We start from the raw sequence: 14,154 nt of genomic DNA on the forward strand, positions 1-14,154 counted from the left end.
GCGTGAGCCCGACGATCCTTCCCGGACGGAGCTACCTGAGCCTGGTCCTCGAGGTTCCGGAGCACATCCAGAAGGTCGTGATGGACTGGCGGCGGGACAACGGCGCCGACCCCGGTCATCCGCTCCACATCACGGTGTTCATGACCGAGCTGGGGGAGGACCCGCTTCGGAGCGCGCGGGAATTCCTGCGGGGGCTTGGCGCGGACCGTGGCTCCCCGGGCGAGGCGACGATCTCGCTGTCCGGGACGGGCACCTTTCGGCCGATCAGCGACGTCGTGTTCCTGACGATCTCCGATGGCGACGATTTTCTGCGGCGGTTCCACGATCGTTGCCGGGCCTTCCGCGACAGCGCCTCGCCCTTTCTCTTCCACCCCCACATGACGATCGCGCAGAACGAGGACCGCCGCCTCCTGGAAGCGGCCCTCTACGACTTCCGTCATTTCCACGCGTCGTTCACGGTGGACCGCGTTTCCGCGTATCTCAGCGACGCACACGGCTGGAGCCACCTGGGCGAGATTCGCCTCGCGGGGCGCCTGCCCCGGGAGGCAAAGGCCTAGAGGACGTCGGTGTCGCCGTTCTCCTTGAGGGCGTTGACGGCGTTCTTGACCCGTTGCGCGTGCTCCTGCGTGGTGACCAACAGCGCGTCCGGGGTGTCCACGACGACGATATCCTCGACGCCGATCAGCGCGACGATGCGGCTGGTATCCGAGGCGACGATGCCCGAGGCATTGTCCGTCATGACTCGCTTATTTTTGCCGATCACCGCGACCTCGTCGACGTTGACGGCGCGGTTGAGCCGGCTGATGGCGGCAAAGTCTCCGACGTCGTCCCAGGTGAAGGAGGCGGGGACCATGGCCACATCGCCGGCGGCGGCCGCGGGCTCGGCCACGGCGTAGTCGATCGCGATCTTCGGCAGGTCCGGCCAGACACGGTCCATCACGGCGTCGCGCTGATCGGTCTCCCACGCCTGGGCGATCTCCATGATGCCGTCGTGCAGCTCGGGCTGATTGGCCTGGAGATGGTGGAGCAAGAGCCGGGCCGGGGCGACGAACATGCCGGCGTTCCAGGTGTAGTTTCCGCTGCGCACGTACGAGCGGGCGGTGTCCTCGTCGGGCTTCTCGACGAAGTCCTCGACCTTCAGCGCGGACGGCGCCTGGTCGATGTTGAGTCCTTCGCTGGCGCGGATGTAGCCGAATCCCGTGGATGGGGAGGTCGGGTTGATGCCAATGGTCACGATCCGGCCGGTCTCGGCGGTCGCGACGGCCTCCTTGACGACCCGGTGAAATTCCTCGGTGGGCTCCACGACGTGGTCGGCGGCGAAGGAACCGATGATCGCCTCGGGATCCCGCAGCGAGATGATCGCGCTGGCCAAACCGATGGCCGCGCCGGAGTCCTTGGGCGACGGCTCGAGGACCAGATTCTCGTCAGCGCATTCCGGCAACTGCTGCTGTACTGCCTGCGCGTGGGTGCGTCCGGTGATCACCATCACCCCGTCGGAGCTCAGGTCGATCAGCCGATCGTAGGTCGCGCGCAACAGGGAGTGGCCCGAACCGGTCAGGTCCAGAAGGAACTTGGGTGCGTCCGCCCTAGACAGTGGCCAGAGTCGTGACCCGACACCCCCAGCCGGGATAAACGGGTAGAAATGTGCGCTGTGAGTTTTCATCGTCCCCATCGTAACCGTTGGATTCGTCATAATTCTCAAGGCGGGCCACGGGGCCTTCGATGCAGTCTGACCCGAACTCGATCCAGGCGGATCCGCACCGATCGGCGGAAAGTAAGGGAAGCAACGGAATAGTGGACAAAAAGGTTACCTAATATCCCCGTCACGGCGCGGATCGAGGCCGTCGACATGGTGTCACCAAGGCGCCAATCGGCTGGTAATCTGGCCGTAGAACTCGCTCACTTATGACACATCGGGGCCTGCCCGATCTGCACAGTGGCAGTAGTATGTGGGCCCCCGCCGGCGGAAGACCGACGCCGCGGCCCTCCGCTTGATGAATCAGGGAGGTTATTCAGTGCCGAATACATCCAAAGGCACCCTCTACCGTGGCCGCCAAGGCATGTGGTCGTGGGTGGCCCATCGCGTGACGGGTATCGCGATTTTCTTCTTTTTGCTGGTCCACGTGCTGGATACGGCCCTCGTACGGGTTTCCCCGGAGGCCTACAACGCCGTGATCGCCACCTACAAGAACCCCATCATGGGTCTCGGTGAGGCCGGCCTCGTGGCGGCCATCGTCTATCACGCCTTCAACGGCCTGCGCATCATCCTGATCGACTTCTGGAAGAACGGCGCAAAGAACCAAAAGGCGATGCTGTGGGGCGTGTTGATCCTCTGGGTCATCGCGATCGTTCCCTTCGCCATCCGCCACCTCGCGATCGTTTTTGGAGGTCACTAACCCATGGCAACTCCGTTGAAAACTCGGATCGCCGTACCGCGCAGCCGCGACAACAGCGTCAATGGCGTCAAGTACAACCGATCCGGTTCCAAGCGCAATAACTTCGAGATGTTCGCATGGCTTTACATGCGTGTCTCCGGTGTCGTCCTGATCGTCCTGATCTTCGGACACCTCTTCGTGAACCTCATGGTCGGTGATGGCGTGCACGCGATCGACTTTGGCTTCGTCGGTGGCAAATGGGCCAACCCGTTCTGGCAGGTCTGGGACCTGATCATGCTGTGGCTCGCCATGCTCCACGGAACCAACGGCGTGCGCACCGTCATTGACGACTACGCCGAAAAGGACAAGACCCGCTTCTGGCTCAAGACCCTGCTGTTCCTGGCGGCCGGGTTCATCCTTCTGGTGGGCACCTTGGTGATCTTCACCTTCTCGCCGTGCCCCACCGGAGCGGACCCCTCGCTGGTCCCGTCCTTCTGCCCGGCCCCGTAGCTTCGCCCGGACATTCGACGCAGGGGAGCGGCCCACGCGGCGGCCCCCAACCCTTCAAGACTCAAACAGGAAAGAGCATCCAAGAATGCAGCTTCACAAGTACGATGTGCTCATCGTCGGTGCCGGCGGGGCCGGTATGCGCGCGGCCATCGAGTCTGGCCAGCGAGCTCGAACCGCCGTACTGACCAAGATCTACCCGACCCGTTCGCACACGGGTGCGGCCCAGGGCGGCATGTGCGCGGCACTCGCCAACGTCGAGGAAGACAACTGGGAATGGCACACCTTCGACACCATTAAGGGTGGCGACTACCTGGTCGACCAGGATGCCGCGGAGGTCATGGCCAAGGAGGCCATCGACGCCGTGCTGGACCTGGAAAAGATGGGCCTGCCCTTCAACCGCACCCCGGAGGGACGCATCGACCAGCGTCGCTTCGGCGGCCACACCCGTGACCACGGCAAGTCCCCGGTGCGTCGCGCGTGCTACGCCGCCGACCGCACGGGTCACATGATTCTCCAGACGCTGTACCAGAACTGCGTCAAGCACAACGTCGAGTTCTTCAACGAGTACTACGTGCTGGACCTGATCATGACGGAGGTCGACGGGCAGCGTCGCCCCTCCGGCGTCGTGACCTACGACCTGGCCACCGGCGATATCCACGTGTTCCAGGCCAAGTCGATCGTTTTCGCCTCCGGCGGTTGCGGCAAGATCTTCAAGACCACCTCGAACGCTCACACGTTGACGGGCGACGGCATGGCCATCGCCTTCCGCAACGGTCTTCCCCTCGAGGACATGGAATTCGTGCAGTTCCACCCGACCGGCCTGGCGGGCCTGGGCATCCTGGTCTCGGAGGCGGCCCGCGGCGAAGGCGGCATTCTGCGCAACTCCGAGGGCGAACGCTTCATGGAGCGTTACGCCCCGACCATTAAGGACCTCGCCCCGCGCGACATCGTGGCCCGTTCGATGGCCAACGAGGTGCGCGAAGGCCGAGGTTGCGGCCCCAATAAGGACTACGTCCTGTTGGACCTGACCCACCTCGAACCCGCCCACATCGATGCGAAGCTCCCCGATATCACGGAGTTTGCCCGCACGTACCTGGGTGTCGAGCCCTATACCGAGCCGGTCCCGGTCTTCCCGACCGCGCACTACGCGATGGGCGGCATCCCGACCAACATCGACGCCGAGGTCTACCAGAACTCGGAAGAGACGGTCCCCGGCCTTTACGCGGCCGGCGAGGTCGCCTGTGTGTCGGTTCACGGATCCAACCGTTTGGGCACCAACTCGTTGCTGGACATCAACGTGTTCGGCAAGCGGGCCGGCATCCGCGCCGCCGAGTACGCCGCGACGGCGGACTTCCTGCCCATCGCGGAAGACGCGACGCAGCGCACCATGGATCTCCTCGAGATGGTCCGCAGCGGCCACGGCGACGAGAAGGTCGGCGTGCTGCGCAAGGAGCTGCAGGACGTCATGGACGCCGACATGCAGGTGTTCCGCACCGCCGATACGATCCACAACGCGCTCAACAAGATCGCGGAACTCCAGGATCGTTACACCCGCATCGCGATTCAGGATCAGGGCAAGCGGTTCAACCTGGACCTGCTGGAGGCAGTGGAGCTCGGCTTCCTCCTCGAGCTGGCCAAGGTCATGTCCGTCGCCGCCCTGCACCGTGAGGAGTCCCGCGGAGGTCACTTCCGCGAAGACTTCCCGGACCGCGATGACGACAAGTTCATGAAGCACTCGATGGCCTACCTGGACGAGAGCGCCGAGACCGACAGCGTCGCCGGCATCCGCCTCGAGACCAAGCCGGTGATCTTCACCCGCTACGAGCCAATGGAGCGTAAGTACTAATGACTACTCAGGAAAAGGAAGCCGCAGAGCCGGCATCGAAGGTCGATCTTCCGGGCGAGTCCGGTGGCGGGGGAGAGATCCCCAAGTACAACCTGACCCTGAAGGTCCGCCGCTACAATCCCGAGGTTTCGGACGAGGCCTACTGGGACGAATTCCAGCTCGAAATGTTCGGCACCGACCGTGTCCTGGACGCACTGCACAAGGTCAAGTGGGAGATCGACGGTTCGCTGTCGTTCCGCCGCTCCTGCGCCCACGGCGTGTGCGGCTCGGACGCCATGCGCATCAACGGCCGCAACCGCCTCGCGTGCAAGACCCTTCTCAAGGATCTCGATCTCGAGAAGCCGGTCACGGTTGAGGCGATCAAGGGCCTTCCCTGCGAGAAGGACCTCATCGTGGACATGGAACCGTTCTTCCAGTCCTACCGCGAGATCATGCCGTTCCTCATGAACGAGGGGCACGAACCCGAGCGCGAGAGGTACCAGTCGCAAGAGGACCGGGATCGTTTCGACGACACGACCAAGTGCATCCTGTGCGCGGCGTGCACATCCTCGTGCCCCGTGTTCTGGACCGACGGTCAGTACTTCGGTCCGGCCGCGATCGTCAACGCGCATCGATTCATCTTCGACTCGCGCGACGACGCCGGTGACATGCGGCTGGAGATCCTCAACGACAAGGAAGGCGTTTGGCGTTGTCGGACCACCTTCAACTGCACCGAGGCGTGCCCCCGCGGCATCCAGATCACCAAGGCCATCGCCGAGGTCAAGCAGGCGGTTCTCGCCCGCGCGTTCTGATGCGTGATCGGTCACGCCGGTGAATCGACGCCGCCCTCTCCCCGCCGCAGGGGAGAGGGCGGCGTCATGTTTTAACACGAATGCAACGTGACGGCGTTTTCGGGTATGCGCGCTATGGTCACTCATATGGCAAATAGTCCGACTCTCTCAGCATCCGGTAGCCCCCTCCACGTGACGCCCCTGGTCGGAAAGTTCGTTGACGAACTGATCGACTTTCGGCGCACGGTGCATCGTTATCCGGAGCTCTCCTACCGGGAACACGAGACGACCGAACGTCTCGTCGCCCGCTTGGAGAAGGCGGGCCTGAAGCCCGTGCGTTTCTCGCACACGGGGTGTTACGTGGACATCGGTCACGGGCCGATCGCCGTCGCGCTACGGGCCGACATCGACGCCCTGCCCATCCAGGAGAAGACCGGACTCGACTTCGCCTCCGTGAACGACGACGTCATGCACGCGTGCGGACACGACATCCACCAGACCGTCATGCTGGGCGTGGCGCTGACCCTGGCGGATATCGATTCTTCCGCGCCGCTGGCCGGAACCGTCCGGGTCATCTTCCAGCCCGCCGAGGAGCAGCTGCCCGGCGGCGCCGTGTCGGTCATCAAGGAGGGCGCCCTCGAGGGAGTCCCGCGCGCCTTCGCGTTGCACTGCGAGCCGAAGGTCGACGTCGGGCAGGTCGGCACGCGCATCGGGGCCATCACCTCGGCGACCGACACCATCAAACTGAAGGTCAACGGGCGAGGCGGCCACACCTCGCGTCCGCACCTGACCGAAGACCTGATCTACGCGATGGGCCAGATCGCGATCAACGTGCCCGCCGTGCTGTCGCGAAACCTCGACGTCCGATCCGGCGTCCTCGTGGTGTGGGGCCAGATCGAGGCCGGCGTCGCCCCCAACGCGATCCCCGCCACGGGTTACATGGCCGGAACCATGCGGTGCCTGGACGCCGACGCCTGGTACCGGGCCGGGGAGCTGCTCGACGAGGTCGTCGAGCAGGTTTCCGCGCCCTACGGCGTGGAGGTCGAGCTGGAGCACGTCCCTGGTGTCCCGCCCGTGGTCAACACGGAGACCGAGACGACCCTCTTGGAGAATGCCGCGCGGGCCGAGTTGGGGGAAGACTCCGTGGTGCTCATGGAACAGTCCATGGGCGGCGAGGACTTCGCGTGGATGCTCCAAGAAGTTCCCGGCTCGATGATGAGGCTGGGAACCCGCACCCCCGGCGGGCCCACCTACGACCTCCACCAGGCGGACTACATCGCCGACGAACGCGCGATCGAGTGCGGCATCCGCGTCATGGCGGCGACGGCGCTCCGGGCCGTCAATCTTGAGCGTCGCGGCGGCTGACCAGCCCGGTCGATCCTGTGGATGGGCACCCATGCGCGATGTGACGGTTTAGACTAGAAGCCGTACCGCACATCACTCGCGTCCTTTCCCGGCAGGGGGCACCTTGGCCCTCCGGGTCGGCGCACCCGGAGGTAATTCATGCCCGCCCCTCGCATTTCGGGACCACGCCGCGCCGTCGCGGTGACCGGTGCCCTCGTCAGCGCGTCCGCCCTGGTCCTGACCGGTTGCGCGCCTGCCCCGGATCAAGATGCCGACATCGCCAACGACCGCTCGGATTACACCGGGTGCATCGTCTCGGACTCGGGCGGCTTTGACGACCGTTCCTTCAACCAGAACTCCTACGAAGGATTGTTGAAGACCAAGGACGACTACGGGATCCAGACCAAGCAGGCGGAATCGCAGGCGGTCACCGATTACGAACCCAACGTCAACTCGATGGTCCAGGGCGGGTGCGGGCTGACCGTGACCGTCGGATTCAATATTGCCGACGCGACCAAGGCGGCCGCGCAGGCCAACCCGGACATGCACTTCGCCACGGTGGACGACAACTCCATCGACCTGCCGAACGTGCGTCCCATCATCTACGACACCTCCCAGGCCGCATTCCTGGCCGGGTACCTCGCCGCGGGATCCACCAAGACCGGCAAGATCGCAACCTTCGGCGGCATGGAGATTCCCACGGTCACGATCTTCATGGACGGCTTCGCCGAAGGCGTCAAGTACTACAACCAGCAGAAGCACAAGGACGTCACGCTGCTGGGTTGGGACGTCGCCAAACAGACCGGAACGTTTACCGGCGATTTCGAGGACACGGGCAAGGGCAAGACCACGACCCAGAACTTCCTCAATGAAGGAGCCGACATCGTGATGCCCGTGGCCGGCCCCGTGGGCAACGGGGCGGTGGACGCCGTGAACGGCTACAACTCGGACGAGCCGAAGAACCCGGCGCGCATCATCTGGGTCGATTCGGACGGCTACGAAACCCTCTCCGGGGGCCAGGAATACGTCTTGACCTCGGTCATCAAGAAAATGGGCGACGCCGTGGAAAGCGCCTACGTGGACGACATGGACGGCAAATTCACCAATCAGCCCTACGTCGGAACCCTTCAGAACGACGGCGTGGGGCTGGCCCCCTACCACGACCAGGAAGGCAATATCCCGGATGGGCTGAAGAATGAGCTCAAGGACCTCAAACAGCAGATCATCGACGGCAAGATCACGGTCTCTTCCAAGGCCAGCCCGGTGAAGAAGTAATCAGGAAGGCCGAGAATGAAACTCGAACTGCGGTCGGTGACCAAACGCTTCGGCTCCTTCACCGCGAACGACTCGATCGATCTGGTGGTCGAGCCCGGGACCGTGCACTGTCTCCTCGGCGAGAACGGTGCGGGCAAGTCAACCCTCATGAACGTCATCTACGGGCTCTACGAACCCACCGCCGGTGAAATCCTGGTGGACGATCAACCCGTGACCTTCTCCGGCCCCGGGGACGCGATGGCCGCCGGCATCGGCATGGTCCACCAGCACTTCATGCTCGTACCGGTCTTCACGGTCGCGGAGAACGTGGCCCTCGGCGCGGAGGAAACCAAAGGCGCATCCCTCAACCTCGAGGCCACCAAGAAAAAAATCCGTGAGATCTCCGAAAGATACGGATTCCACGTGGACCCCGACGCGATCGTCGAGGATCTTCCAGTCGGGGTTCAGCAAAGGGTCGAGATCATCAAGGCGCTCGTGCGCGACGCCGAAATCCTGATCCTGGACGAACCGACGGCGGTGCTGACCCCGGCCGAAACCGACGAGCTGTTGGCGATCATGGCTCAGCTCCGGTCGGACGGGAAGTCCCTCCTGTTCATCTCGCATAAATTGCGCGAGGTCAGGGCCGTCTCGGACGAGATCACCGTGATCCGTCGGGGAAAGGTCGTCGGAACCGTCGAGCCGTCGGCGTCGACCACCGAGCTGGCCGCCATGATGGTCGGGCACGACGTCAACCTCGTCGTGGACAAGGCCGCGCCGAAGACCAACGATTCCGAGTTCTCGGTGCGGGGCCTGTCCCTGGTCTCTCCGACCGGCGTCAAGGTCCTCGACGAGATCGACCTGACGGTCCGCGGCGGCGAGATCCTCGCGATCGCGGGCGTCCAGGGCAACGGACAGACCGAGTTCACCGAGACCATCATGGGGCTGCATCCCAAAGCGACCGGAACCGTGAGCCTGAACGGGAAGAACCTGCTGGGCCGCTCGACCAAGAAGATCATCCGCTCCGGCGTCGGCTTCGTCCCCGAGGACCGGCTCGACGACGGCCTGGTGGGCTCGTTCAGCATCGAGGAGAACCTCGTGCTGAACCGCTTCGACGAAAAGACCTTCTCCAAGGGCCCGCAGCTCAAGCGCCGGGCTATCAAGGCCAACGCCCGCGAGAAGGCCGCCGACTTCGACATCCGCATGAACAGCCTCTCGGACCGCGTCGAGACGCTTTCCGGCGGAAACCAGCAGAAGGTCGTGGTGGCCCGCGAACTGTCGCATCGACTCGCGCTGTTTGTGGCCTCGCAGCCGACCCGCGGCGTGGACGTCGGCTCCATCGAGCTGATTCACCAACGCATCGTCGCGCAACGAGATTCCGGAACACCGGTGATTCTCGTATCCACCGAATTGGATGAGGTCTATGCGCTCGCCGACCGCATCGCCGTGTTCCATCACGGTCGCCTCATGGGCATCGTCAACCCGGATATTCCGCGAGAGGTACTCGGCATGATGATGGCGGGGGCCACCGCCGACGAAGCCTACGCAGAATCCTCGCACCCAGCACCGGCGGAAGCCGCCGAAGGAGAGATCTCATGAGCTCCAACGAGTCACCCCAGCCCGTTCCGGCGCCCGCTGACGGCCTCGCCGCCGTGCCCGCCGAGGACGCCCCGCAGGCGCCCGTGACGCCGCCCTGGGCCGATGGCCCGCAGAAGCCCTCGTTGGCCTACCGGATCACGTCCTCTCCGCTCGTTCTGTCCGCCGCGGCGCTCGTCGCGGCCCTGGTCGTGGGTGGTTTGCTGATCATCTTCACCGATCAGCGGGTCCTGACCCGCATGAACTACTTCTTCAACCGGCCGAGCGATACCTTCGTCGCGGCCTGGAAGTCCGCCAGCTCGGCCTACGTCGCGCTGTTCGAAGGCGCGATTTTCAACCCGCACGGCAAGGACTTCACGCAAAAGATCTACCCGCTCACGGAGACCCTGACGATCGCGACGCCGTTGATCTTCGCGGGCCTGGGCGTCGCGATCTCCTTCCGCTCCGGGCTGTTCAACATCGGTGCGCAGGGCCAGATCATCGTGGGCGCGATCGTGGCCGGATACATCGGATTCAGCTGGCACCTGCCGATGGCGATTCACGTGCTTCTGGTGATCATCGGCGGCGCCATCGGCGGCGCGCTCTGGGGCGGGCTCGTCGGCCTGCTCAAGGCCAAGACGGGTGCCCATGAGGTCATCCTGTGCATCATGCTCAATTACGTGGCGTTGAACCTGATCCTCTATCTGCTCACGACGCCGGGGTTCCAGCGTCCCGGTTCCACCAACCCGATCTCCCCGCAAATCGATGAGAGCGCCCAGTTCCCGAAGCTCTTCGGCGACGCCTTCAGGCTGCATTGGGGGTTCATCCTGGCGATCCTCGCCGTCCTCCTGGTTTCCTGGATGATCAATCGCTCGACCATCGGATTCCGGTTGCGCGCCGTGGGGGCCAACCCGAACGCCGCCAAGTCGGCCGGCATCAACGTCACGATGGGATACATCGTGGTCATGCTCATGTCCGGCGGCCTCTCGGGGCTCGCCGGGGTCTCCCAGGTCTCGGGCACCGAAAAGATCCTGACCGGTGACATCGCGGCGTCCTTCGGCTTTGACGCGATTACCGTCGCGCTGCTCGGCCGTTCCAATCCCTGGGGCACGTTCTGGGCCGGGCTCCTGTACGGCGCCTTCCGCGCCGGGGGAGTGGCGATGCAGACCAACACCGGCACCAACATCAACATCGTTCTGGTCGTTCAGTCGCTGATCGTCTTGTTCATCGCCGCCCCGCCCCTGGTCCGAGCGATCTTCCGGCTTCCGGATCCGCGAAAGGCCGGCTCGGCTCAGCGTCGTCGCCCGGCAACACAGAAGGCAGGAGCCGCACAATGAGCACGTCTGTCAACGCCCCCGTCTCTTCCTCCCATCGCGCCGAGGGCGTCCCCGCCCAGGCGACGGCCGTGGTCCGGAACTGGCGCCACGCCATCATTTTCACGGTCCTGGCGGTTCTCGCCGTGCTCCTGTGCGGCCTCCGGGCCACATCGGCGACCGTGACGTTCCGCCTGTCCGACAAACACGACGTTATCCGCCTGGCCGATGTGAACGTTTCCGCGGCGGCCACCGGGTGGATCTTGTCGGTCGTGATGGTGCTGATCGCCGTGTACGCGTGGATCGTGACCTCACGCGGGCGGCCCGTCGGCCGCTGGGCCGTCGCGGTCTTCTGGGTCGCCTTCATCGTGGCGATGCTCGTGTGGGCGGTCAGCCACGCGGACGGAAACAGCCTGTCCCTGCCGGGCCTGCTCGGGGGATCGCTCACGCTCGCGGTGCCGCTGATCTTCGGTTCGATGTCCGGGCTGCTGTGCGAGCGATCCGGCGTGGTCAACATCGCGATCGAAGGGCAGCTGCTGTTCGGTGCTTTCGCGGCCGCCATCGCGGGCTCGGTCACCCACAATGCCTGGGTCGGTCTGATCGCCGCCATGATCGGGGCCATGCTGGTGTCGTTGATCCTCGCCTCCTTCTCGATCAAGTACCTGGTCAATCAGGTGATCGTCGGTGTCGTGATCAACGTGCTGGTGTCCGGGCTGACCGGCTTCCTCTACTCCACGGTGCTCTCCCGGAGCGATGTCGGCCTCAATGCGCCGGCCCACCTGCCGAGTTTCGCGATTCCCCTGCTGTCGAAAATCCCCGTGATCGGCCCGGTTCTGTTCGACCAGTCGGTCATCGTGTACCTGATGTACGTGGTGGTCTTCCTTATCTGGTTTGGGCTGTCCAAGACCCGCTGGGGCCTGCGAACCCGCGCGGTCGGGGAACACCCCAAGGCGGCCGACACCCTGGGCGTCTCGGTTAATCGGCTGAGGTTCCTCAACGTTCTGCTCGCGGGGGCGGTCGCTGGGCTCGGCGGGGCCTTCTTCACCCTGGTCTCCGTGTCGAGCTTCAACAAGGACATGACGGCCGGACAGGGGTATATCGCCCTGGCGGCGCTGATCTTCGGTCGGTGGCGGCCCTTCGGCGCGCTGTTCGCGGCGCTGTTGTTCGGCTTCGCGACCAACCTGCAATCCGTGTTGTCGCTCCTGGGCACCACGGTGCCCAGCCAATTCCTGGCCATGTTGCCCTACGTGGTGACGATTGCCGCCGTGACCGGGCTGGTGGGCCGCTCGAGAGGGCCCGCCGCGAGCGGTGTCCCGTACGTCAAGGAGTGACGCGATGATGTCTAAGAATGCTTCGCTCGACCAGGCCCCCTGGGATCGCCTCGCTGCCGCCGCGCGAGAGGCGCTGGGCCATTCCTACAGCCCGTACTCCCGCTACCCGGTGGGTGCCGCGGCGCTGGCCGACGACGGCCGCCTCCTGACGGGCGCGAACATCGAGAACGCCTCGTACGGGGTGACCCTGTGCGCGGAATGCTCCCTCGTCTCGGAACTCTTCCGGACCGGCGGCGGCACGCTCACCGAGTTCATCTGCGTCAACGGATCGGGAGAGGTGATCATGCCCTGCGGTCGATGCCGGCAACTGCTCAACGAGCACCGAGCCCCCGAGTTGCGGATCATGACGCCCCTGGGTCCGCGGACGATGGATGAGGTGTTGCCGCAGGCGTTCGGGGCCGCGAACGTGACCGGGGGCTGACCCGGGGCCGCCTGCCGGGGCCTCACGAGACCAAAGTATCGAACAAAGGAATGAGACTCTCATGAGCGAAAGATTCGACGTGGTCGACGTCATCCGCGCCAAACGGGACCGCCACGAGCTATCCGACGAGCAGATCGGCTGGGTCGTGGACGCGTACACCCGCGGCGCCGTGGCCGACGAGCAGATGTCGGCGCTCGGCATGGCCATTTTCCTCAACGGCATGGACCGTCGGGAGATCTCGCAATGGACGCAGGCCATGATCGCCAGCGGAGAGAGGCTGGATTTCTCGCCGATCATCGGTCCCGGGCGCAAGATCGCGACCGCGGATAAGCACTCGACCGGCGGGGTCGGGGACAAGATCACCCTTCCGCTGGCACCCCTGGTCGCCGCCTACGGCGTGGCTGTCCCGCAGCTCTCCGGACGCGGCCTCGGCCACACCGGCGGCACGCTCGACAAGCTGGAGTCGATCCCCGGGTGGCAGGCCGCGGTCAGTAACGATCGCATGATGTCGATCCTCGGCAGCGTCGGCGCCGTGATCTGCGCGGCTGGCACGGGACTCGCCCCGGCCGACAAGAAGCTTTACGCCCTGCGGGACGTGACCGGAACCGTCGAGGCGATCCCTCTGATCGCTTCCTCGATCATGTCCAAGAAGATCGCCGAGGGCACGGATTCTCTCGTTCTGGACGTCAAGGTGGGCTCCGGTGCCTTCATGAAAGACGAGGAATCCGCCCGGGAGCTCGCCCAAACCATGGTCGACCTCGGCGGCGCGGCCGGGGTCAAGACCACCGCGCTGTTGACCGATATGTCGACGCCGCTCGGTCTGACCGTGGGCAACGCGATCGAGGTCGAGGAGTCGGTCGAGGTGCTCGCCGGTGGGGGACCGGCCGACGTCGTCGAGCTCACCGTGGCGCTGGCCCGGGAGATGCTTCAGGCCTCCGGTGTGGACGAGGATCCCGCCGAGGCCCTGGCCGACGGGCGGGCCATGGACGTCTACCGCGAGATGATTCGCGCACAGGGTGGTGACCCCGAGGCCGCGCTGCCGGTTGCCCGCGAGTCGCACGTCATCGTGGCACCCGCCACGGGAACGTTACGACGGCTCGACGCGCTGTCCGTGGGCGTCGCGTCGTGGCGGCTCGGCGCGGGCAGGTCACGCAAGGAAGATCCGGTGCAGGCCGGCGCGGGCGTGCGCCTGCACGCCAAACCCGGTGACCGCGTGAAGGAGGGCGAACCCCTCATGACGCTATTGACGGACACACCGGAGCGCTTCGATAGGGCCTTGGAATCCTTGGCCGGCGCCTACGACATCGCCACGACCGATTCAGCTGGTGCCGAAAGAGCGCTCATCCTCGGTAGACTGTCGGCAGAATAGGGTCCAAAAGTCCTTGCCCCGCGCCGAATGGGGCACTTCTCGAGCGCGT

At 64.9% G+C, this 14,154-nt stretch carries 13 protein-coding genes; 12 read left to right on the forward strand and 1 reads right to left on the reverse strand.

Annotated features, from left to right (window positions below):
* The first annotated feature begins 2 nt into the window (after positions 1–2).
* Positions 3–557, forward strand: coding sequence for a 2'-5' RNA ligase family protein (locus tag CURSPS6_RS09805; RefSeq protein ID WP_030015862.1), 555 nt, complete (start codon positions 3–5; stop codon positions 555–557).
* Here CURSPS6_RS09805 and CURSPS6_RS09810 read toward each other — a convergent pair.
* On the reverse strand, positions 554–1,663 hold the full coding sequence (locus CURSPS6_RS09810) for a mannose-1-phosphate guanylyltransferase (RefSeq protein WP_030015863.1): 1,110 nt from the start codon (positions 1,661–1,663) through the stop codon (positions 554–556). The genes CURSPS6_RS09805 and CURSPS6_RS09810 overlap by 4 nt on opposite strands.
* A 331-nt stretch (positions 1,664–1,994) precedes the next feature.
* Between CURSPS6_RS09810 and sdhC the strand changes: the two genes are divergently transcribed.
* The 11 genes from sdhC (at position 1,995) to CURSPS6_RS09865 (ending at position 14,105) form a co-directional block, all read left to right on the forward strand.
* Positions 1,995–2,396, forward strand: a complete 402-nt coding sequence (gene sdhC, locus CURSPS6_RS09815) for a succinate dehydrogenase, cytochrome b556 subunit (RefSeq protein ID WP_035811034.1) — start codon at positions 1,995–1,997, stop codon at positions 2,394–2,396.
* 3 nt (positions 2,397–2,399) lie between these two features.
* On the forward strand, positions 2,400–2,885 hold the full coding sequence (locus CURSPS6_RS09820) for a succinate dehydrogenase hydrophobic membrane anchor subunit (protein WP_030015865.1): 486 nt from the start codon (positions 2,400–2,402) through the stop codon (positions 2,883–2,885).
* An 85-nt stretch (positions 2,886–2,970) separates the two neighbouring features.
* The gene (gene sdhA, locus CURSPS6_RS09825) at positions 2,971–4,731 is read left to right on the forward strand and encodes a succinate dehydrogenase flavoprotein subunit (protein WP_030015866.1); all 1,761 of its coding nucleotides are present in this window, start codon (positions 2,971–2,973) and stop codon (positions 4,729–4,731) included.
* Positions 4,731–5,522 (forward strand): succinate dehydrogenase iron-sulfur subunit, encoded by a 792-nt coding sequence (locus tag CURSPS6_RS09830; protein ID WP_030015868.1) that lies wholly within the window; start codon positions 4,731–4,733, stop codon positions 5,520–5,522. The genes sdhA and CURSPS6_RS09830 overlap by 1 nt, the downstream gene beginning before the upstream one ends.
* Before the next feature lie 126 nt (positions 5,523–5,648).
* Positions 5,649–6,866, forward strand: a complete 1,218-nt coding sequence (locus CURSPS6_RS09835) for an amidohydrolase (protein WP_030015869.1) — start codon at positions 5,649–5,651, stop codon at positions 6,864–6,866.
* A gap of 138 nt (positions 6,867–7,004) precedes the next feature.
* Positions 7,005–8,120, forward strand: coding sequence for a BMP family lipoprotein (locus CURSPS6_RS09840; protein ID WP_030015870.1), 1,116 nt, complete (start codon positions 7,005–7,007; stop codon positions 8,118–8,120).
* A 15-nt stretch (positions 8,121–8,135) separates the two neighbouring features.
* A complete protein-coding gene (locus tag CURSPS6_RS09845) occupies positions 8,136–9,695 on the forward strand; it encodes an ABC transporter ATP-binding protein (protein WP_035811039.1) in 1,560 nt (519 codons plus the stop codon).
* Positions 9,692–11,008 (forward strand): ABC transporter permease, encoded by a 1,317-nt coding sequence (locus tag CURSPS6_RS09850; protein WP_030015872.1) that lies wholly within the window; start codon positions 9,692–9,694, stop codon positions 11,006–11,008. Before CURSPS6_RS09845 ends, CURSPS6_RS09850 begins: the two co-directional genes overlap by 4 nt.
* Positions 11,005–12,315, forward strand: a complete 1,311-nt coding sequence (locus tag CURSPS6_RS09855; RefSeq protein ID WP_030015873.1) for an ABC transporter permease — start codon at positions 11,005–11,007, stop codon at positions 12,313–12,315. Before CURSPS6_RS09850 ends, CURSPS6_RS09855 begins: the two co-directional genes overlap by 4 nt.
* Before the next feature lie 4 nt (positions 12,316–12,319).
* The gene (locus tag CURSPS6_RS09860) at positions 12,320–12,736 is read left to right on the forward strand and encodes a cytidine deaminase (protein ID WP_416371671.1); all 417 of its coding nucleotides are present in this window, start codon (positions 12,320–12,322) and stop codon (positions 12,734–12,736) included.
* Between the two features lie 61 nt (positions 12,737–12,797).
* Positions 12,798–14,105, forward strand: a complete 1,308-nt coding sequence (locus CURSPS6_RS09865) for a thymidine phosphorylase (RefSeq protein ID WP_030015875.1) — start codon at positions 12,798–12,800, stop codon at positions 14,103–14,105.
* Positions 14,106–14,154: the final 49 nt, after the last annotated feature.

The organism is Curtobacterium sp. S6, from assembly GCF_000710345.2.
Classification (GTDB): Bacteria; Actinomycetota; Actinomycetes; order Actinomycetales; family Micrococcaceae; genus Rothia.